General features: G+C 44.8%; 12 protein-coding genes. All 12 read right to left on the reverse strand.

The genetic code is table 11. The annotated features are described in order from the left end of the window. Positions 1–10 precede the first annotated feature (10 nt). The 12 genes from ABD894_RS18080 to ABD894_RS18135 all read right to left on the reverse strand — a co-directional run bounded on the left by ABD894_RS18080 (position 11) and on the right by ABD894_RS18135 (position 22,074). Entirely contained in the window at positions 11–2,260 is a 2,250-nt protein-coding gene (locus tag ABD894_RS18080; protein ID WP_345212476.1) for a GH92 family glycosyl hydrolase, read from the reverse strand. 21 nt (positions 2,261–2,281) lie between these two features. Beyond that, on the reverse strand, positions 2,282–3,424 hold the full coding sequence (locus ABD894_RS18085; RefSeq protein WP_345212477.1) for an exo-alpha-sialidase: 1,143 nt from the start codon (positions 3,422–3,424) through the stop codon (positions 2,282–2,284). A gap of 4 nt (positions 3,425–3,428) precedes the next feature. Then, on the reverse strand, positions 3,429–4,511 hold the full coding sequence (locus ABD894_RS18090) for a family 10 glycosylhydrolase (protein WP_345212478.1): 1,083 nt from the start codon (positions 4,509–4,511) through the stop codon (positions 3,429–3,431). Further along, positions 4,508–5,617: a carbohydrate-binding family 9-like protein gene (locus ABD894_RS18095; RefSeq protein WP_345212479.1), complete on the reverse strand. Its 1,110-nt coding sequence runs from the start codon at positions 5,615–5,617 to the stop codon at positions 4,508–4,510. Before ABD894_RS18095 ends, ABD894_RS18090 begins: the two co-directional genes overlap by 4 nt. Before the next feature lie 2 nt (positions 5,618–5,619). Further along, the gene (locus tag ABD894_RS18100; RefSeq protein WP_345212480.1) at positions 5,620–6,921 is read right to left on the reverse strand and encodes a sugar MFS transporter; all 1,302 of its coding nucleotides are present in this window, start codon (positions 6,919–6,921) and stop codon (positions 5,620–5,622) included. 28 nt (positions 6,922–6,949) lie between these two features. Beyond that, on the reverse strand, positions 6,950–9,634 hold the full coding sequence (locus ABD894_RS18105; RefSeq protein WP_345212481.1) for a glycoside hydrolase family 2 protein: 2,685 nt from the start codon (positions 9,632–9,634) through the stop codon (positions 6,950–6,952). 44 nt (positions 9,635–9,678) lie between these two features. After that, positions 9,679–11,142 carry an alpha-L-fucosidase gene (locus tag ABD894_RS18110; protein WP_345212482.1) on the reverse strand — a complete coding sequence of 488 codons (1,464 nt, stop codon included), beginning with the start codon at positions 11,140–11,142 and terminating at the stop codon, positions 9,679–9,681. Positions 11,143–11,152: 10 nt separating this feature from the next. Next, on the reverse strand, positions 11,153–12,358 hold the full coding sequence (locus ABD894_RS18115) for an ROK family transcriptional regulator (protein ID WP_345212483.1): 1,206 nt from the start codon (positions 12,356–12,358) through the stop codon (positions 11,153–11,155). A 25-nt stretch (positions 12,359–12,383) separates the two neighbouring features. After that, a complete protein-coding gene (locus ABD894_RS18120; protein ID WP_345212484.1) occupies positions 12,384–13,724 on the reverse strand; it encodes a vanadium-dependent haloperoxidase in 1,341 nt (446 codons plus the stop codon). Continuing rightward, positions 13,721–17,038 (reverse strand): VCBS repeat-containing protein, encoded by a 3,318-nt coding sequence (locus ABD894_RS18125; RefSeq protein WP_345212485.1) that lies wholly within the window; start codon positions 17,036–17,038, stop codon positions 13,721–13,723. Before ABD894_RS18125 ends, ABD894_RS18120 begins: the two co-directional genes overlap by 4 nt. A 91-nt stretch (positions 17,039–17,129) precedes the next feature. Then, positions 17,130–18,722 (reverse strand): SusD/RagB family nutrient-binding outer membrane lipoprotein, encoded by a 1,593-nt coding sequence (locus tag ABD894_RS18130; RefSeq protein ID WP_345212486.1) that lies wholly within the window; start codon positions 18,720–18,722, stop codon positions 17,130–17,132. Between the two features lie 4 nt (positions 18,723–18,726). Beyond that, positions 18,727–22,074 (reverse strand): SusC/RagA family TonB-linked outer membrane protein, encoded by a 3,348-nt coding sequence (locus tag ABD894_RS18135; protein ID WP_345212487.1) that lies wholly within the window; start codon positions 22,072–22,074, stop codon positions 18,727–18,729. Positions 22,075–22,169: the final 95 nt, after the last annotated feature.

Below are 22,169 nucleotides of genomic sequence, written 5' to 3' on the forward strand. Positions count from 1 at the left end.
AAATCTATTATTAAAATTTAGGTGCGGAGTAAGGCCTGTCGGCAGGTTTTACGCCCCATGTTAAACTTGGTTTCGGCCCCATTTCAAAAACTAAGGTGCCGCCTTTTATCAGGTCGGCATGTGATATATAGCTTTTTGTGTAGGGTTTGCCGTTATATTTTACGCTTTGAATATACTTATTTTGCTCGCTGTTATTGCGGGCAATCAGCGTGAATTTTTTATTGCCTGCCAGGCTAATTGTGGCCTCATCAAACAGCGGACTGCCAAAAACATAATTGCCGTTGGCCGGATTTACCGGGTAAAAACCCAGCGATGAAAATACATACCATGCCGACATCTGCCCAACATCCTCGTTACCTATTATGCCATCTGTTTTATCGGTATAAAAATCTTTAACTATGCCGCGTACCTTTTCGGCGGTTTTCCATGGCTGCCCTGCGTAGGCGTACATATAGGTAATGTGGTGGCTCGGTTCGTTACCATGCGCGTACTGCCCTATCAAACCCGAAATATCGTTTGATGCTTCCGGACCCATATCGCCCTTGGCGACAAAAAACTGGTCAAGCTTGGTTACAAATGCTTTATCGCCGCCCAATAATTTTATCAGCCCTTCCACATCCTGCGGTACCAGCCAGGTGTATTGCCACGAGTTACCCTCGGTAAAATCGCCGTGGATATGGCGCGACTGGAAAGGATCGAACGGCTCGCGAAATGCTGTTTTTGACAAGCGGGCACGCATGAAACCTGTTTTTGTATCAAAGTAATTTTTATAGTTGTTCCCTCTTTTCAGGAAGTAGTTATAATCGGCCACGTTGCCCAGCTTTTTGGCCATTTGCGCAATGCACCAGTCGTCAATGGCATATTCCAAACCCATCGATACCGATTCGGCAGTGCTATCGGCAGGTATAAAACCTAAGTTTTTTACGTAATTGATGCCACGCTCCTCTTTCATCGCGGTAGCCTTAACTGCCTCGTAGGCTAATTTGGCATCAAAACCTTTGTAGCCTTTTAAAAAGGCATCAACCACAATAGGTACGGCACTGTAACCCACCATACAATCGGTTTCGTTAGCCATTAAATGCCATACCGGTAATTTACCCTGTTGCTGATAGATGGCCAGCATGGTACTGATCATATCGTTTACGCGCTGGGGCTGCAACACGGTAAACAAAGGGTTGGCCGCCCGGTAAGTGTCCCATAACGAAAAGGTAGTAAGGTTGGTAAAACCTGCATTTTTGTGTACCACCTTATCTGTTCCCCAGTATTCGCCGTTAACATCGTTAAAAACAGATGGCGCTATCATGGTATGGTACATGGCGGTATAAAACACTTTCTTTTTAACATCGTCGGTAGTTTTTACAGCTACCTTACTAAACTCTTTATTCCAATCGGCATTGGCGGCGGTAACTGTCTTGTTAAAATCCCAGCCGGGTAGTTCGGTTTTGATATTGAGCATGGCATTGGCTATGCTTACCGGCGATATACCTACCTTAACATATATTTTTTCGTTATCGGCAGTGGCAAAAGTAGCCACCCCTTTTACTTTATTACCGGTAACCGTTTTGCCATCGCGGGCGGTACTATCATAAACGGTGAAGTTTTTTACCGGTTTTGATAGTATCATGGTGAAATAAATACGCTGATCTTTTGCCCATCCTTTTGAATAACGATAGCCTGTAATGGTGGTATCGTTTACCTGTTGTACCGATGTTTCGGTAGGTGCGTCCCAGCCTATCCCTTGTTGCAGATCGATCACGATGTGTGCCTGATCTGTTTTAGGAAAGGTATATTCATGAAAGCCAACCCTTTTAGTGGCGGTAAGCTTAACGCCTATATTATACCGCTGCAATTTTACGGCATAATACCCCGGGAACGCGGTTTCATCTTTATGGCTGAACTTGGATACGTAGCCACCATCCATATTATTAAGGCTGCCTTTGTACACCTTGATGTCGCCGGTGGTAGGCATCAATACGATATCGCCCAGGTCGCCGATACCGGTGCCGCTTAGGTGGGTATGGCCGAAGCCGATAATAGTTGAATCGGATATATGGTAGCCCGAACACCAGTCCCACCCTTCGGAAAGGTTGGCAGGCCCTAACTGAACCGCGCCGAAAGGCACATTAGCGCCCATAAACACATGCCCGTGAAAACCCGTACCAATAAACGGATCAACATATTTGGCAAGCCCGGTTGCTACCTGGCTGTACACACTTGCCGAAGTACAGGCGGCAAGCAGCAATAAACAGAACTTTTTCATTTAATATTTTTTGGAAGCTTATTATTTAAGCTGATCAATTTTAAAACGTAATAACTCTACCGATTCTTTTTGGCGCGATATGATGATATACATATAAGCGCCGTCAATTACACTGAAAGGATAGCCATATTGCCCGCCTTTCCATAAGCCTTCTTTTTTCAGATGATATAACTCATCGCTAACGATATAATTGTGATTGAATGTTTTTTCATCATTGGCGATGCTTAGCACCAGCGGGTTACGATCATAATGGTGCAGGGTATCGGGGATACCCACGTAATACGTGCGGCCATCGGGCAGGTGCCCGAAGTGGAATTTGCTGTCGTTATCAGTAAACGTGGTTTCGGTTGGTGCCGACCAGCTTTGCCCGTTAGTTTTACTTTCGGTTAGCCAAAGGCGGCCTTTCCAGCCCTTGCCGGTTACCCGCAGCAGTGTATGTATTACACCATTTGCCGATTGATAGAAAGCGCCCTCGCACAAGGGCGGATAACCGCTTTTTTCGGCAGGGGCGTAAAAGGTCGAAGGGTTGTCTTCGGTATACAATTCCTGCGGATAAAAGCTGCTCATCTTCCAGCCGCTTATCCCCGAAGGGTCATCGGTATAAGGAAAAGTGAAGTTACCGCAAATGAGCAGCCTACCGCTCTTTAACTTTTGAGGCCCGTGGTTGGATATAACCGGGATGTGCAGATCAATTGGCGCACTCCAATGTTCGCCATCGGTTGATGTTTTAGCCCATAGTTTAGTTTGGGTGCGATGCTTGGTGTATTCGCCGTAGTAAGCCACCAGTGTGCCGTTATACTGGTACAGCCCGGCCGCGGTAAGTACATTAAGGGTATCGTTATACTTAGCTGGATCGGCCAATACGGCGGGCGGGCTCCAGTGCTTAAAATCTTTAGATACGGCGTATACTACCCGCTGCCCGGGAGAATCTTCATCCTTGATTCCGTTGGACCACAAGGCGATAAGCTTCCCTTTGAACCTGACCACCGACTGGTGGTGCGAATACAACCAGCTATCGCCGGGAGTAAACACCATACTACGCTCAATATTTAAGCGCTTGATATGGTTATCGCTATGGTAATTATTTGTGATGTTAGCCTGCTGACCAAAGCCTCTTAAAGCCAGCGCGGCAACTAACCAAGCCGTTAAAAAAACACTTTTCATATCATTAAACCCCGGCACTGCTGGTCTTGAGGGCGTTCAGCACGTCATCGCCGGGCGAACCGAATAACGATACACCTGCCGCGCCTTTGCTTAGCGCCAATGTAATACCTTGTTTTACTTCGTCAATATTATTAAAATCGGACAGGAACAAACCTGCATACAGCGGGAACTTGTTATTTAAAAAATGGACTCCTTCGGTTACGGCATCGCCTATCCAGCCTACCTTTTCTTTATAAAAGCCATGATATATCATGGGGCAAATACCGTTGAGGTTCCAGTTTGTCCAGTCTTGCCGTACGTTGCGGCGGGCTATTTCGGGCGTAGGGAACACGGCCGCTGTAATTTGTTTTTTATGCGACCCGGCCACCTTTGCAATGCTGTTTACTACATTATTGATGGCATTATACCTGAACAAGCGCCACGAGAGGCTGGCCTCCGGGTACTCAATTGTATTGAGCGGTGTGCCATACTGCTCGTTAAACTTTTTTTGGCAATCATCGCAATAGCAGTAATCATATTCGGGCAGTTCGCGGGTTTGCTCTATCTTATACTTGTCCCATAAATTAACGGGCAGTATCACGTCGCAAAAGCGGATATAATCTAAATGGATGCCGTCAACATAATCTTTATCCAAAATGCTGCTTACCTGGTTCGACAGGTATTCGAGCACTTCGGGTTTTGAAGGACACAACCAGCGGTAATAGCCCACATAAGGCGGTTTATCCACGCACGACTCACCCTTCCTGTTTTTGGCATACCATTCGGGATGAGCAGCCATCAGTTCTTTTTCGCCGCGGTTCATGGTCCACATCCAGCGGTGCGCTTCCAGCTTTTGCGCCTTAGCCGTACGGAAGTGCATTTCGCTATCAGCCTCAAAAAAGATCCCGCGGATACCGGCATCGTAATACTTTTTATAGGTGGCGCTTAATTGTTCGGGCGTATCCTTCATATCCGGATTTATCCAAAGCCAGTGTTTATACGCTTTCTTTTTTACAGGGCTTAAACTATTGGCACTGCCTTTAAGCGGTACCGAAGCGGCTGCAAGGCCCAACAAACTTGTTGTAACAAAATTCCTTCTGTTTATCATGGCGTGTATGTTTGTGTTTTTACCAGTCCTTCATCATTAATAATCAGCACATCACCTGCCTGCGTATTTATAGCAGCGCTAAACTGTTTGGCCGAGGCTGTTAAGCTGAGTTGATTAACCTTACCATCTATATCAACCTCAACAGGCATACCTAAAGCGGGCAGATCAATGGCATATTTTTTATTCTTCGCGAAAAACTCTTTCTGTTTATAGTAAACCAGCCATAACCACTGCCTTTGCTTTTCGCTGTAAGGCATGGTAAAGGTTTGGCCCGCGTTACGGCTAAATTGCAGGTAGCCCCAGCGTTCGGGGCAGTGCATATTTATCACCCCCTGCGGCGACCATACCCAGTTCCGCTCAGGCAGGTTTTTACCGCTGTTGTCCTTTAGTTTAACATTTTTGCCGTTCACAATTTTGGTATCCCACTCCACACGCGAAAAATTGACGCGCCAGGTTGCGCCCTCTTTTGGTATACCGGTATTAAAACCAAACATTAAGGCTTTCATGGGGATAGCCATTTCTACCGTCCAGCCTTTATCGGTATCTTTTGTATTGTTGAGCGTACCTTGTACGGTTACCGCGCTTTTTAATCCGGCAACATCCCAACTGATGAGGGCATCGCCGCCGTTGCGGTATGGTTTTGATAAAAAGAGATCGAATATTTTATTGAGCGCGTTTACCTCAATCTCAAAATACTGGTGCGTATCATTATCAGGGTCGATGAAGATTTCGAAATCGTTATCCTTATAAATAATATCATCGTGATGGGTTTGTGTAGCCCATACCTGCGGCTCAACCATTTTGGCAGCGATAAATAAAGTGCTATCGTTCCAAAGCATTTTTACCTTGGTATCAAAGGCAGGCAGTGGTTTGGCAGCCCCTTCAATATCTACAAAGCTGCTTGTCCATTCGACTTTTTGCCAGTCGCTCTCCTGCAATACACCATCAACTTTAATGGCGGTAGAGGTATGCTGTACAACATAGCTTTTAGGCTGCGTAAACATGGCTTCAAAGCCTTTAAATTCGCTTTGCGCGAAAACGGAATCTCGGCCGCACAATAAGAAAGCAACAAGCGCTACGCTATATTTAATGGCAGATATCCTCATTATTAATTAGCTTTTTTACCTGCCAAACCTATTTTATGGCCGTTGGTAGCATAATACAATATGAACAAATAGCAGGGCACCAATACAAAGTAAGCCGAGCTGGCATTGAACTTACCTACCAGCAACCCATATATTGGCGGTATAACCGCGCCGCCAGCGATAGCCATGATCATCATTGATGAACCTATTTTGGTGAAACGCCCCAGCCCAACTATTGCCAGCGGCCATATAGCCGGCCACATTAGTGAATTGGCCAAACCCAACAAAGCGATAAATAACACCGATATATAACCATGTGTAAAAATAGCTGCCAGTGAAAACACCAGCCCCAGCACAGCCGATACCTTAAGCGCGGCCTGCTGACTGAAATATTTAGGGATGCAGATAATACCGGCCACGTAGCCCAATATCATACACAACAATGTACAGGTAGTAAAAAACTTGGCCGTATCCAGCGGAATACCCTGCGATGATCCATAGCCGATGATAGAATCACCTGCCAAAACCTCGGCACCTACGTACAAAAACAATGTTAACACACCCAAAAGCAGGTATGGAAAGTGAAAGATGCTTGTTTTGTTTACGTTAGCGATGGCTGTGCTTTCGTCCTCTTTATCGGTATCAATTTCCGGCAGTGATGAAAACACTACCGCTATGGCCAGTATCACCAGGATAACGATGATACAGATATAAGGCGTTATTACACGGCTGGCCAATATATTAAGTTCAATAACTTTTTCCGAATCGGTCATGGTAAGCAGTCGTTCCTTTAACGCGTCGGTATCTTTTAGGGCGATGGCACCTAACACGATGGGAGCAAGCGCGCCTGCAATTTTATTACAGATCCCCATTATGCTGATGCGTTTGGCGGCACTTTCAATGGGCCCTAAAATAGTGATATACGGGTTTGACGCGGCCTGCAATACCGTAAGGCCCATACCCTGAACGAACAGCCCCAGCAGGAAAATAGCATAGGTACGTGTTAGCGCAGCAGGTATAAACAGCAAGGCACCGGCAGCCATTACCGCCAACCCTATCGACATGCCCTTTTTAAAGCCGATCTTTTTCAGCAACCAGCCAGAAGGGATAGCCATTATAAAATAAGATATATAAAAAGCGAAGGCTACCAGGTACGATTCAAAATCGGTTAGCTGGCAGGCTATCTTTAAATACGGAATAAGTACCGAGTTCATCCAGGTAACAAACCCGAACACGAAGAACAGCGCGCCTATAATGTATATGGCCCCGCCCGTTTTTTTTGTTTCAACAGTTTCTATTTCTGCCGCCTGCGTTAGTGTGCTCATGTTATGGTGGTTAAATTAATATGGGGTATCAGTTAGCTATTTGTATGGTTTGTTCCTTTAAGTTCCAGCCATAAAGACTTACTGCCGGTAAGGTTTTGTACTGCGCGGTATCATAAGTAATGGTTACCGTTTTGCTTTGGCCCGGCAATACCGATACATAGTTATCACTGTAAAAAACAGGCAGTAAGCGTTTGCCGCCCTGTGCTTCAACCAATGATAAACGGTTGAAGAATGCAAGCGGTGCATTTTCGGGATTGGTAAGCGTGACTTCTATTTTGCCCGGCGCTGTTTGCTTAGCCACAGTTTTCACCTGTGACGCCGGCATTTTTTGCAGCCCCGAATACATGCCTTTTTCATCGGCTACCCAATAAACATTTTCGCTGATCACTTTTTTATCATGGTCTACCAGTTGCAGCATCAGGAAAGCGCCTTCTTCTTTAGCGGCCTCATCCAGTTGTTTTTTAACCGACAGGTACCTTTTTGTGGTGGTTTCGGTAACATCCGAGAAGACTTGCGTAATCATGGTTTCCTTGCCTGCCATGTTGAAAATTTTGGCCACCAGCATCATGTTGGTATGTGCCTTAAAGGTATTATTGGCCACCATTACCATACCGTCGCCGGGATTGTACATGATGTGCAGGGGCTGGCTGCCATTGTGCAGGCCATACAAACAGGCATTAGGGTCGAGGTAATAATCATACATCTGCCCGCGCATAGATGTCCACGGGTTTTGTGTTTTCCAGATGATCACACCTGTATACCAATCCCACATATGCGAACTGAAACCTTCCATCAGGCCACGGTACTGATCGTAGTTTACCAGCTGCGCTTTGGCTGTAAAATCGGTAGCGTCCTTTGGTTTACCGTACTTATTGATAACGGCATCGTAACCTATGTATTTATGATAATCCCAAACCGGGTCTGTTTTTGTTTTACCGTTGGCTTCGTCAAACTCGGGCAATGCCTCCATATTGGCCGCGGGCATAAAGCGTTTTAACGATTCGATATCGCCAACCCCAACCGAGCCAACCTCGGAGTTAAAAGGAAAAGTTTTAAAATCCCAGAATACTGAAAGCGGCTGGATACCGTAAGGCCCGTCGCCATTGCCACCCAATACATTGCGCGACATGGTTTCGGAGTTAGAGTATTCAATAAACCAGCGGGTATTATCCAGTCGCGGCATAATTTTGTCGCGCAGGGCTATCAGGATATCTTCGGGCGGGGTGATCTCGTTACCACCGCACCACATAGCCAGCGATGGATAGTTACGCACCATCTTCACCTGGTCAATTATCGATTCGAGGTACAGGCTATGGTCATCCGGGTACTTGCGGCGGGTCCACTGATCTTCCAGCTTCATCGGGTCAACCCAGCGGCCATTGCAATCGCCAGATCCCCAAAGGTCCTGGAAAACCAACAAGCCGTATTTGTCGCAGGCCTCATAAAATTCAGGGCGTTCAATCAGCGCGCCTCCCCAAACCCGTATCAGGTTAAGGTTCATATCACGGTGAAAACGTACTTCGGCATCGTAACGTTTATCGGTAAAGCGCAGCATGGCGTCAGAGATGATCCAGTTACCGCCTTTTATAAATATCTTTTGCCCGTTAACGTTTACCTGCTTGCTTTCGGTCTTGTCGTTCCATTGGGTAGTGATCTGGCGTACGCCTACTTTAATCTCTTCCTGGTCAGATACCTTGCCACCTGCTACAAACTGTAATTTTACAGGATACAGGTATTGCTCACCATAACCATTCGGCCACCATAGTTTGGGGTTATTAAGGGTATAATCGTCAAGCTGTACTGTTTGTATCGATTTAGCTTTCAGCGTTACTTTTTTCGCAACTGGTTTGCCATCGATACTATATTGCAGCGTACCGGTAACAGGTACGTCGGCGGCATTTTCAACATCGGCACTCATTTGGATGATAGCCGGTTGTTGCGGCCCTTCGGGATTACGCACCCCTTTTACAAGCGTAATCACGTGCGGATCTTTTATGGCTACCGCGCCGGTGCGCTCAATGGTCACCTTATCCCAGATCCCGGTATTGCGGTCGCGGATAGGTTGTATCCAGTCCCAGCCGGCGGTGTATTGCAGGCCAACGCCTTTGGCAATAGTACCATCGCCGCCCTGCCCGCCATTGGCATTGCCAACCACATCGGGCGGATAAACGATAACAGCCAAACGGTTGTTACCGTCTTTAGCTATCCATTGGGTTATGTTATAACGCTGGCGTAAAAACATGCCCTTATGCAGTTTAGCGTTAAGTTTATGCCCGTTCAGGAACACATCGCAGCTATAGTTAACGCCACGCAGGTTCAGATAAACCTGGTTGGTGCCCGCGGGCGCCGCTTCTTTAAAATCTTTTGAAAACCAGTAGGTATAATAATCGCGACCGGTCTTATAAATATCGGGGATCTGTTCGTTATTTAGTCCGTAGAATGGGTCGGGCACCTGCTTGTTGTTTAGCTGCGAGGTTAAAACCGTTCCGGGTACTGTGGCATTCTCCCATGAGGTAAGGGCGAAGTCTGTTTTAGATATCAAGCTTCCGTTACTGCTTACATCGGCTGCCTTTTTCAGCTTCCAGCCGCTGTTAAGTTCATACTCTGTTTGTGCAAATACGGTGTTGATGCTACCGGCCAAAACAACCGCCAAACAAACCTTAAGAAGTGACGCAACCGGCAATGCCGTACAATTTAAATTCCTTTTTTTCAAAACTGATAATTACTGTTAATGAATGATTTAATTGAAAGGTAAGGTTATTTGTATTCTATTTTTATGCAGCCTGCCTCTAACAGGCCTGCTTTGTTATATGCTGTAGCGTAGTTAGCCACAGTGATGCCTGTAGCAGATTTTTTCCACTTAAGGCTTTGCTTAGCACCCAAAAGGGTTACTTTTTTAACCCCATTAATACCGGGCAAATCAATGTTTACTTCGGCAGGTATAGCTTTCGTCTTATCGTTTGCCAGTACATAAATATAAACTATTTGCTTGTCCTTTGATTTGGTATAATACACATTGCCATTACCGTAAGGGGCTACCGCGCGTGAGTTATAAATCCCTTCGCCGTTTATGGTGATCCAGTTGCCAATAGCATCAAGGCGTTTGTAAGCTTCCGGATCCCAGTCACCATCCGGGCCGGGGCCAATATTCATCAGCAAGTTACCTCCGCGCGATACGATCTTCACTAACAACCCTATAATATCATGTGCCGATTTGTAATGATCACCGGGTACATAACTCCACGAATTACCCATGGTGATACAGCTCTCCCAGGGATAGCTCAACGGTTTTTCAGGGACTTCCTGCTCGGGTGTGGTATAGTTTTCAAATTCGCCGGGTACGGTACGGTCAACCACTATTAAACCGGGCTGGTTTTTACGAGCCATACCCACAATTTTAGGCATATCTATATCCTGATCGAATTGTATGGTACGCTGCCATTCAACCGCGGTATCAATGGTAGCCTTTGGCCTCACCCAGCCGCCATCAAGCCATAGTATATCTACCGGGCCATAACCCGTCATCAACTCCTGAATTTGGTTGTAGGTGAAATCCTTAAACTTGTTCCAATTTTCGGGATGCTTGGCCGGGTCGTAATTCACGTTCCTGTCTTTAGGCGGAAAGTATGGCCACCAGTAATCTTTTGAATGCCAGTCGGGTTTGGAGAAATAAGCGCCTATCATAAAGTCCTTCTTCTTAAATGCCGAAAAGATCTCTTTGGTAACGTTGGCTTTAGGGTTAGTAGAGAACGGCGTTTTGGCATCCGTAATTTTATAGTCCGACTGCTTGGTATCAAACATGGCGAAACCATCGTGGTGCTTGGTGGTAAAAACCACGTACTTCATACCTGCATGTTCGGCAGCCTTAACCCATTTATCCGGGTCAAATTTGGCAGGATTAAACGTGGTTTGCAGGTTTTCATAAGCCTTTACGTACCCGTTATAAGTGGCACCGTAAGGGCCTTTACGCTGTGTCCATCCTTCGTCTTCGGGGCAAATGCTCCAGCTTTCAACTACGCCCCACTGGCTGTAAGTTCCCCAGTGCATAAACAGGCCAAACTTTAGGTCCTGCCATTGATCGAGTTTCTTAAGTACGGCCGCGTCGGTTGGTTTGTGGTATTTTTTTGAAATATCGTGCACCTGCGCAGCAGCCCAAAAGCCGTTTAACAGAAATGCCGATAACAGCGCTATCAGTTTAAAAGGGGTAATATTTTTATGCATTATAATCGCTTTAGTTTTTTTCTATCTCGTTAATTTTATTTTTTAGCGGCTGGCCCAGGTTTTCTATCACCAAAACAGCACCGCCCAGTAGTTGCGCCTTCACATTCAGCTCTGATATCAGCAGTTGGGTATCATTGGCCAGTTGTGGTATACTATGCTCATAAATGGCCTGCTGTATTGGCGAAAGCCACAGTTTGCCAATTACGCTTGCCCTGCCGCTCAATAAAATAATTGAAGGATTCATGATGTGGATGAGCATAGCCAGGCCACGGCCAATGTTGTATGCCGCTTCCGATATCAGCCTTACCGAAAGCATATCGCCTTTTAAGGCTTCGGTAACAATGGCGTCAATGTCAATCTCTTCGTAGTTCATCAGGCTGCTTTTTTGGCCGTTCTCCAGTTCGGTACGTACCTTGCCGGTAAGCGCCCGCATTGACGATTCGGTTTCCAAACAGCCGCGTTTACCACAGGCGCATATCTTACCGTTATTAAATAATGAGATATGACTGAATTCGCCCGCCAGGCCGCTGTGGCCCCTGAACACCTTATTATCCAATATCATCCCTAAGCCTATCCCCCAGCCTAAATTGAGCACCATGGCATCGTTTTGGCCGATGGCTGTACCGAAGGTTTTTTCGCCCAACGCTATCGCGGTAGAGTCATTTTCAATAAAAACGGGAATCTGTATAGCCTCTTGTAATACACTTGTGAGCGATGAACCTGTTACGGGCAAATAGGTTAAGTTCATCCCCCGTTCGGTTGATACAAAACCCGGCATAGAGATGCTAACGCTGATTACCCGCTCTACCGGAATGGTGACCGTATACAGGAACGCGTTGATCAGGTCTGCAAGCTCTTTGGCGTGCATAGTATAGATATCTATCTTATGCTTTTTTACTTCGCTTACAAAGTTGCCCTTCATATCAAGCACCACGTACTCCATATCATACTGGCTCATGGCAACAGAAACGATGTAGAAACTATCGGCCACCAACGAAAACTTAACCGGCTTACGGCCACCGCTGGATGTGGCGTAACCCTTGCGCTCCACTATTTCGGCATCAAGCAGTTCGCTTACCAACTTATTTACGTAAGGTATGCTTTTGCCCAAAAGGTTACTCAACTCCGTAGCCGACAGCGAGCCGTGATAGCTCAAAAGCTTTACCAGCTGCGGATATTCATTTAACAAAGAAAAATTAGCACTTAATACTCTCACGTGGTTCTAAAAATTAATCTCATCATTATTTAAAAGGCTTTATACCGGCATCAGCAACTTTCGTTACTATGTAACCGGCCACAGCCTTGCCCTGTGCATTTCCGTTATTTATACTGTCGAAATAATGTATACCACCATAAAACCTCGACATGCTCGCCTCATTGGCGGCCTGCCTGAAAGAACTGAACGAGCGTTTGCCGCTGCCAAACGGTATCTCGGTATCGTCCTCATATTTAAAGTTATCACCAAGCAAGTAAGTAAGTATTTCGGCCGATGCCTGCGAAATAACCGCGTGGCCGCTGGTATATTCAGGAAACGGCGGCGTTTGTAATACGGGCTTCCACTTAATATCCATGTACTTGTTTATATAAGTTTCGGGGCGAATGCGGTTGCTGGCAAATTTCTCTTCCCAACAGCTTATAAAGGCATCCATCAAGGTAACCCCTTCTAATGTTAGGGCCACAATTGATTGCCCGAAGGTCAGCTTCGCTTGTTTGGCCACCAGCCCGGTAATGTGCATCCAATGCCCTCCGGGACTGATCTTTTTATAGCCGATAGACATGTGACCCGATGTGGTAATGGCAAAAGGATTACAATCCCAAAACAAGGCCTGGTTTATCTGCTCATCGGTTAAGCGCTTTGAGGCATTGTAAACAGCCAGTACCTGCCTGTGAAATGCCGACGCGGTATCTTTACTAAAAACGATGAGCGGCGCAGGTTTAAACTGGGTTGAGGTATCAATAACCAAAGTGCGTATGGTACGCCAGTTAGGCTCTAATGCTTCAAAATATCCCGGCGGCGTTGGGTACCAGTGGCCTTCTTCCTTTAAAGGCGTATACCTTTTAAGCGCGCTCAATTGCCCGTAATGGTCGCCTTTAGAAAAAGCTACCACCTGCATCGATGCTTTTTCGGCCGCCGCGATGGAGTTGTCGATCACCGCCTGTTTAATACCCACCTTAAGCAACAGGCTTACAAATGCCCCCTGATCGTCTTTAATGGTATAACCCGATGGCAGCAGCAGTTTGGCACTTTCGAGGATACTGTAATAAGCGGCTATGCGGTAATCATAAGCTTTGTTAGCGGTATCGGGCTCGTATGGTGTTTTATAACTCTTTAAAAATTTATTCAGCGGCGGAAACTGACGATCGTGCGCGGCGACAATGTTGTAAGCACCCATCATGCAATAGGCATAGTACCGGGCCGCTATCGGCGGGCCGACCACATCGTGCACCATTACCATGGTTACGGTATTTACCGCGTGCTCGGGCGACAGGTAGTCAGGAAAACCTTTATCGCGTTTTTGCGCCATGCCGTATTGCCCCAGCATAAGCATAACCAACAATGCTATAGTTTTACGGATACTCATGGAATTTTATAAAATTGCAGAGGCCCCTGCGCAAGGCCGATCAATAAATAAGATGCTTTGCCGATAGTTGCCGTTAAGGCCGATTTTACATCGCCTGCGACCGATAAGCCTGACAGTTTTTGTGATACATAAGTAAATCCGGCTTTGCCATCACCTTTTAACAGGCAGCCGTAATTGGCATCAAAACTGCCCAGCTTAAGCCTGTTATCGGCATGGTTACCCATTAACAGCAGATCCGTTTTGCCATCCTTATCAAAATCGGCAGTGAGTATTTGCGTTACCGCCGAAAATTGAGCCTCCACCGGCAGATTAAACGCTTCAAACTTTCCGCCCTTGTTGATGTAGCACATGGTACGGGTTTCAGTAGCGGTGAGATAGCCAGCCTTTTTAAGATCATCGGCACTAAAAATATCTTTTATGGTTACATCAGCATAATCTTTGTACGATGTAAACTTTCTCCGCATCGGGTAGATCTGCTCATTGATCTCGTCCCGGCTTACAAAAGGGTAACTGGTGCCCTGTACATAAAAATTAAGGAAAGGATCAACCGAACCATTGTTATCAAAATCGGCAAAATAAAGTTCGGCAGGTTGTTTTTCGGTAGCGCGTACCTGTGTGTTCAAACCGAGGTTACCGGCTATAATATCGGGCTGGCCATCACCATTTACATCGGCAACCGCCATGCTTAACCATATCCCCTTTTGCGGGCTGCTAAAGTACGCGGCGGTTTTATCTTCAAAGCCGGTTTTACCATTCAGGTAAACGGTTACCGGCATAAATTCGCCGCAAATAACCAGGTCCTTGCGTTTGTCATTATCCAGATCCACCCATTGCGCATCGGTAACCATACCTATCGTTGCAAACGGAACATCGGCCTTTGTAAAGTGCCCTTTACCATCGTTAACCAGTAAATAGCTTTGCGGCGCCAGCGGATATTTTCCCGGTATAACACGACCGCCTACAAACAGGTCGATATCGCCGTCGTTATCAAAATCACATGGCCGTACGCACGATTTCGCGCTTGCATTTAACTGATCGGGCAGGGCTGTTACCGTTAAAACGAATTTGCCCTTGCCATCGTTAAGATATAGTTCGTCGTTAAGGTCGGCTGTATTGGGTTGATATAGGGCATATCCTCCCCTTGCCAGGTACAAATCGGGAGCGCCATCGCCATTGGCATCAAAAAACGCGGCGGCGGCAATGGTACCCATGTTTTCGGTTTTACCACGGATAATATCAACCTGCTTAAACGTACCGTTAACTTGTTGCAGATACATCTTACCTATGCCATCCTTATCGCCGCTAACATATATATCTTCAAGCCCGTCTTTATTTACATCGGCTTTGGCTATCACAGGGGCGGTTTTCGATAACATGAACGTCATCAGCAGCTGGCGCTTAAAATCGTTAAGCGTAATTTCTTCGGGACTAAAATCAATAAGCGCCGCCGACTTTTGGAACACTGTTTTGGCAACAGCCACTTCCTTTTTATCTTTTGCCGCCCCGGTCGGCATATCTACCTTAAGTAACTGATTAGCGTTAACCGTTTTCAGTGTTTGCTTAGACTGATCAGGCCAAACAATGTTTACCGAATCGACAACGGCTTTTCCGCTCAAGCCAAAGTTAAGCGTTGTTGATACGCACGACAGGTAGCCCCTGTTAGGGTTAACCTCCTGGTATTGCATATTACCATTGGCGTACACATAAACCTTTGCCCCTATGGCATTAACATTGGGCTTAGCACCGTTTAGCTTTATCGCGAGGTAAGTGTTCGCCTTGTTGTCGTTTAACGTATTTTGATAGACGGATGCGGGCTTGTTAATGTTATTGATCACCAGGTCGAGATCGCCGTCATTATCCAAGTCGGCATATACCGCCCCGTTTGATACCGCGGCTTCGGTAATACCCCAGTCTGTTTTTTTATTGGTAAAAGTAAGGTCGTGATTGTTCTTGAATATGTAATTGGGCAGCGCGGTTGACGGCATGGCCATAACGAGATCCATCAGTAAAAATGGTTCGCGGTTCATGGCCTTTTTTATCTTATAGTCGCCCCAATAGCGTAAAAAGTCTTTATTGGTATAATCGCGCAGGTAACCGTTGCTTATAAAAATATCCTTGTAACCATCGTTATCAAAATCGGCAATAAGCGGGCACCAGCTCCAGTCGGTAGCGCCCACGCCGGCAAGATTAGCTATCTCACTAAAAGTACCGTCGCCATTGTTTAATTGCAGCATGTTGCGCATGTATTGCCTGTGCAGATCCTGTCGCAGCATCAGCTCAAAAGCTTCGTAATTTTCTTCAAGCTGTAACGATTTTTGGCGATGATTATCTTCGGGCAGCATATCGAGTGTTAAAATATCGGGTTGCGCGTCGTTATTAATATCGGCAATATCAACCCCCATCGAAAAATGAGCTATATGCCTCAACATGGTTTTTGAGCCATCGGTAAAGGTTTTGTTCTTATTGTTTATGTAGATGTAGTCGGGTTCGTTATAATCGTTAGTAACGTACACATCGGCAAAGCCATCCTTATTGATATCGGCAATGGCTATGCCGAGGCCAAACGTAAGCGGGTTTTGTATAATACCGGCTTTTTGCGAAACATCAGTAAAATGATTGCCATTATTTTCGAAAAGCTTATTGCTCGCAAACTGGTCTGTTTCGCTTTTATAGCGGGCCAGTTCCATGTTATCAATCTTCTTTATGTTATGATTCAGCAAGAACATGTCCAGATCGCCATCGTTGTCGTAATCAAAAAAAGCGGCCTGGGTACTATATCCCGGATCATCCAAACCATAAGCTTTGGCTTCTTCCTTAAATTTATTGTTACCCTGATTGATAAAAAGTTGGTTTCGGCGAACATCCAATTCTGTTTTGCCCGAATAGCATATGTAAATATCCAGCAAACCGTCGCTGTTAACATCGGCCATGGTTACACCGGTTTTCCAGCCATTGGTGCGGCCGGGCAGTTCTTTGCAGGCATCTTTGGTGATGTCCTTAAACTTCATACCGCCCAAATTGAGGTATAATTTATTGGGCTGCATATTGGCGGTAAACATGAGGTCGGGCAGGCCATCGCTATTAATATCGCCTACGGCAACACCGCCACCGTTATAAAAATACTCGTACGAAAGCACATTGAGTGATTCGTTCTCGTTAATGTTATTGCTAAAAGCTATACCGCTCTCTTTAGCCAGCACTTGCTTAAACAGCGGTTGCTGCGCGGTTGCCGTACCCATTAAGGCAAAAAGCAAGGCCACTACAAGGCACAACCGGCTTAGGCTATAAGAAAAACGTATAACATTAATTAACATTTGCCCCGGAAATTAAGTGAGCGAAAAAAGAAAGGAGATAAAAACCGGCATGGCACATGTATTTTGCCGCCATGCCGGTAATTATTAAAAATTATTGTTTATCCCACCAAACACGGGTAGCGAAATCATCGCTTCCACCCATACCTTTAACGGCTGCCTGATAGTTAGCATTATTGGTTGATAAAAGCGTGGTTGGGTAAGGCATCCTGCGTGGAACCTGACCATTGATATACTGCCCGGTGAAGGTAACTGGTGTTAATACCGGATAACCCGATCTTCTCCAATTGGCAAAAGACTCATTAAAATTAAATGTAGCTGATGTTGTTACCCAGTACTCCATATTTATCTGCTCTAAAGCTGTTGAAGTTAATAATGGATGTGCGTTTACATAAGCCGTAATATCAGCAGGTGCTACCGCAGCGACACCAGAAGCATTGTATTTCGCAAGGGTAGCCAAATCTGCAGTTAAAGCATTTTTATAATGCTCAGCTGCATTACCTGCTGCCCAGCCTTTTGTGGCTGCCTCGGCTAATAATAATTCCGATTCGCCATAAGTATAAATGAAGTTGGCACTCCCCCTGTCGGTTGCATACACATCGAAACGTGGGCGGGAGTATTTACCCAAAGGAGCCGGAGCGTCGCCTTGTACAGCAGGGTCTGCAGGCGTTGCACCAGGGTAACCGGGTGCATTTGCAATTGAGCTGGTGGTATAACCATTTGGCATACCCATTTGCAAGCTTGCGGTATTGTTACCGGCAGTTTGAGTTTGATTGGCTGTCAAACCATTTTTTGTGGTAATTTCAGCAATTGCCGGAATACGCGGATCATTTGTTGTTTTCATGTAATCGATAAGCGTTTTACCCCAACGTACTTCTCTGAAATCGTCTGGTGTACGCAACACATCCGAGTTACTGTTTGAAGCATTGTTTACATCTGCCATAACTCTTGCATTGTCGTCAATTTCTTTCATTGTACCACCGGCATATGCTTTTTCAGTATACTGCTTCGCCATTTCAGGAGCAACCTTAACCAGGCGCATAGCCATTCTTAACATCACCGAATAACCAAGGCGTTTCCATCTGTCAACACTACCACCATAGAATAAATCAGTTGTTGGGCCGGCTTTAGATGCATCAAGCGTAGCGGTTGCGGTTTCTAACTGCTTTAATAAATCGGTATAAATAAACTCCTGCGTATCAAACTTAGGAGTAAGGTTACCGTACTTTGCCTGCGCCGCCTCGGTGTAAGGAATGCTGCCGTACAAATCAGTTAATCGCTGCATCATTAAAGCAGTCATAATAGTACCGCAAGCATTAAGGTTAGCATATTCAGCTTTATCTTTAATGAGTTGCTTCATCTCATAAATAAGTGTATATCCCTGATAGGCGCGGTTCCATGTATATGTATAGTACCCGGTACCGGCACTGGCCAATACATATTTATCGCCGTTATAGTAATAATTAAACGTTGACGCTAAAGATTGCACCCACATACTTTGAAAAAGTAACTGGTCATACCCGGTTTGAGAAAAAGTAATTTGCGATTGCGAAAGTAAATAGTTTGGGTCGATAAACTCTCCCGTTGTTTTATCGGGATTAGTGTTCAACTCTTCAAAGTTTTTTGTACAGCTTGCCAGTAATGTAGCACCCGCTACCAGAAAGCCGAGAATATATCGTTTTTTCATTTGATTAGTTTTTGAATTTGAAGTTTACGTTTAAACCATAGGTTCTGGCGAAAGGCAAACTGGTACCTTCAATACCGGCATATTTAACATCGTTTGAGAAACCCGATTCCGGATCAATGTTATCAGTATGCTTCATAATGGTCCAAAGGTTACGGGCTACTGCAGATACACCTATGCTGCTGAATGGTGTACCTCTAAGGAATGTTGAGTTAAAGGTATAACCCAAAGTAACCTGACGTAACTTAATAAAACTGCCATCCAGCACACTCATTGTTCCAACATTACGAGCTAATGCCTGATAGTAAGTTTGAGCAGGAGCACTTACCGTATTGGCAGCACCGGCTGCGTTAACACCCGCGCCAACAACACCTGTTTCACGACCAGTAAGCGTAAGTTTGTTTAAACCTCTGAATATGCTATAGTATTCAGTTGCTGAAAGTACCTTATTGCCAAAGCGGTAATCAATAAGAAAACCTAAATTAAACTGTTTGTAGTTAAATGTGTTATTGAAACCACCATAAATTTTAGGAATGGTAGAACCCATTGGTATAAGATTACCTGCCTGTGGCAAACCGGCTGCATCATAAACAATGTTACCTGACGCATCTCGTTTATAGTCTGTAGCTAAAATTTGCGGCCCTGAAAGTCCTGCTACTAAAGCAGTTATTGCAGTACCCGAACTTGCTGAAGGACGGAACCTACCAAGGTTAAAATTATCATTGGTTATACCATCAGTTTGCAATACCTTATTTTTTACATAAGTAAAGTTAAATGACGGTGTCCAGCTAAAATTAGCTGTTTTAACCGGAGTACCGTGTAATTCAAGCTCAATACCACGGTTTTGTGTAGAGCCTGTACCTATGTAACGGTTGCTGTAACCTACTGACCAGTCTAAGTTACCATTGATAATCTCGTTGCTTGTTTTACGTGAAAAGAAAGTAGCATCAAAACCAAACCTGTCATGCCAGAATTTCATTTCCAAACCGGCTTCAACCTCTTTCAGGGTAAATGGTTTTAAGAATAAGTTTGGCAACTGGCTGCTAAAACCACCTGTAACTACACCATTAATAGCATTATTAAGGTCGTAATAAACCTGGTTGGCATAAGCAGGTGCATCGTTACTGGTTTGTGCAAATGACAAACGTACTTTACCTAAATCAACATTATTCATATGGTAGATTTCAGAAAAGATGAAACTACCCGAAACCGATGGGGAGAATATTCCAGGGCCAACTGAATTTGAAATTGTACTGTAATAATCATAACGACCAGTTGTGCTGATCACTAAGAAGTTCTTTATAGAAAAATCAGCTGAATAGTACGCAGAGTTTACTTGTTTTTTGCTCAGATCTGCAATTGGGCCCGAGTCGCGAGACTTAAAATTCTTTAAACTATAAAAATATGGTAATGTAAACCCACCCTGACCATTAATGAATGTACCTGTATAATCAGTTTTACGGATGTTACCGCCAATACTTAAATCAAGGTTCAATACATCTTTAATAATATCACGTTTTGCGTTTACCAGCACATCGGTATTGAATTCGGTAATTTGTGCATTGGTTTGATTCATTGTACCAAAATCGCCGCGGTAACCAGTACCGGTTGGTTCAATATCAACCCTTAAATCGTTGCTTGCATCATAACCTACACGAGCTTGAGCATATATCCAATCAGTAAGATCATATTTTGCAGATATTGAAGATATCAAACGATTTCTTTTAACATTTTTTTGAAAATAGTTTGCAGCAAAATACGGGTTGGTAACATAACTGTCATCGGTAAACGTTAATTCTTTGCCATCAGGCGTTGTACCCGGGGCCAAAGTAGCCTGATCTTGGTTAGGCGCTAAAAACTGTACGTTATTAGGGTTACCCGGGCCATCGCTTAAGCCTGATCTGTTCTTTGAATTTTCAAGTACATAGTTAGCCACCACATTTACATTTAATTTTGGAGTTATCTGCTGGCTTCCGTTAAAGTTAAAAGTCTTTCTGTCGAGATAACTGTTACGAACCATTGAATTGGCACGCAGGTCTGATAGCGATAACCTGAAAGCACCATCTTTACCACCGCTTGTAAAAGCTACAGTATTGGTAAAAGATGGGGCTGTACGATAAAAATCAATGTAATTGCTTACCGGAGAATAAGGGTGTTCTTTCCCATCTATCTGAATTACACTGCTACCATCCATTTTTGTACCCCAAGCTAAGCTACCCGAGTTACGAGCTTCAGCAAGCGAAGTTGGTTTTGCAGCTACACCTGCGGCATTTAATATACCCTGGCCATATATCTGTTGAAAATCAGTATTATCTACTGCCTTATCAAGCTGTACGTTCGTATTGAACTCAACACCGAATGGTGAATTCTTTTTACCGGTTTTGGTAGTGATTAAAATTACACCGTTTACAGCGCGTGAACCATAAAGCGCCGAAGCCGACTGACCTTTCAATACGGTCATCGACTCAATATCATCAGGGTTAATGTTTGATATACCATCACCATAATCGGCACCGCCCCACTCGCCTGATGCACCACGCTGGGTGTTATCCATTGGCACACCGTTAATTACGTATAAAGGGCTACCCGCTGTAAAACTGGTTAAACCACGCAGTAACACCCTTGCTGATGAACCCGGACCACCGTTTGAACCACCTACGCTTAAACCAGCCACACGACCTTGTAATGATAAGGCAACGTTGGTTTCTTTAGCTTTATTAAGGTTTTCGCCGTTTACAGTAGTTACCGAGTAACCTAATTTCTTTTGCTCTTTGCTGATACCCAATGCAGTTACAACTACCTCTTTAAGGTCGTTTTTTGAAGGCACCAAGCTAACGTTGATCACTGTTTTGCCGGCAACAACAATTTCTTGTGAAGTATAGCCTATTGATGAGAATACTAAAGTAGCGTTATCAGGCGCGTTAATGGTAAAGGTACCATCGCCGCCTGTTTGCGTACCTGTTGTAGTACCTTTTACGGTAACAGATACACCCGGCATCGGGTCGCCATTTTCATCAACTACCTTACCTTTTACAACAGCGTCGTTTACAAATTCACCTTTTTTGCTTATTACAATCAGGTCGTTCTGTAGCTGCGTGTAAGTAAATTCAGTATTCTTTAAAAGCCTGTCGAGTACGGTTGTGGCTTCGGCATTTTCAAAGTTTAGCTCGATGCCTTTTGTTACAGGTATCTTTTTTTCGCTGAACACGAAATGATACTTGGTTTGCTTTTGTATCTGGGCAATTGTTTTTGCAAAATCGGCCGATTTTGTTTTAATAGTGACCGTTGTTTGTGAAAACGCACCGGCAACTGCTTGAAGATTTAAGGCTATTACTAATATAGTAGTCAATTTCATTATTAATACAGACTTTATTAGCCAATATTTATCCCTTACACCATTTAGGTGTTTAAAATATTTCATAATTTTACTTAGTTAAAGTGAATTGATTA

Source organism: Mucilaginibacter gynuensis (assembly GCF_039541195.1).
Lineage (GTDB): Bacteria > Bacteroidota > Bacteroidia > Sphingobacteriales > Sphingobacteriaceae > Mucilaginibacter > Mucilaginibacter gynuensis.

What these genes read in the sequence shown, in the direction of transcription:
- ABD894_RS18085 (WP_345212477.1), bottom strand. Translation starts at nt 3,424, where the DNA reads ATGAAAAGTGTTTTTTTAACGGCTTGGTTAGTTGCCGCGCTGGCTTTA.
- ABD894_RS18135 (WP_345212487.1), bottom strand. Translation starts at nt 22,074, where the DNA reads ATGAAATTGACTACTATATTAGTAATAGCCTTAAATCTTCAAGCAGTT.
- ABD894_RS18125 (WP_345212485.1), bottom strand. Translation starts at nt 17,038, where the DNA reads ATGTTAATTAATGTTATACGTTTTTCTTATAGCCTAAGCCGGTTGTGC.
- ABD894_RS18100 (WP_345212480.1), bottom strand. Translation starts at nt 6,921, where the DNA reads ATGAGCACACTAACGCAGGCGGCAGAAATAGAAACTGTTGAAACAAAA.
- ABD894_RS18110 (WP_345212482.1), bottom strand. Translation starts at nt 11,142, where the DNA reads ATGCATAAAAATATTACCCCTTTTAAACTGATAGCGCTGTTATCGGCA.
- ABD894_RS18130 (WP_345212486.1), bottom strand. Translation starts at nt 18,722, where the DNA reads ATGAAAAAACGATATATTCTCGGCTTTCTGGTAGCGGGTGCTACATTA.
- ABD894_RS18120 (WP_345212484.1), bottom strand. Translation starts at nt 13,724, where the DNA reads ATGAGTATCCGTAAAACTATAGCATTGTTGGTTATGCTTATGCTGGGG.
- ABD894_RS18095 (WP_345212479.1), bottom strand. Translation starts at nt 5,617, where the DNA reads ATGAGGATATCTGCCATTAAATATAGCGTAGCGCTTGTTGCTTTCTTA.
- ABD894_RS18090 (WP_345212478.1), bottom strand. Translation starts at nt 4,511, where the DNA reads ATGATAAACAGAAGGAATTTTGTTACAACAAGTTTGTTGGGCCTTGCA.
- ABD894_RS18080 (WP_345212476.1), bottom strand. Translation starts at nt 2,260, where the DNA reads ATGAAAAAGTTCTGTTTATTGCTGCTTGCCGCCTGTACTTCGGCAAGT.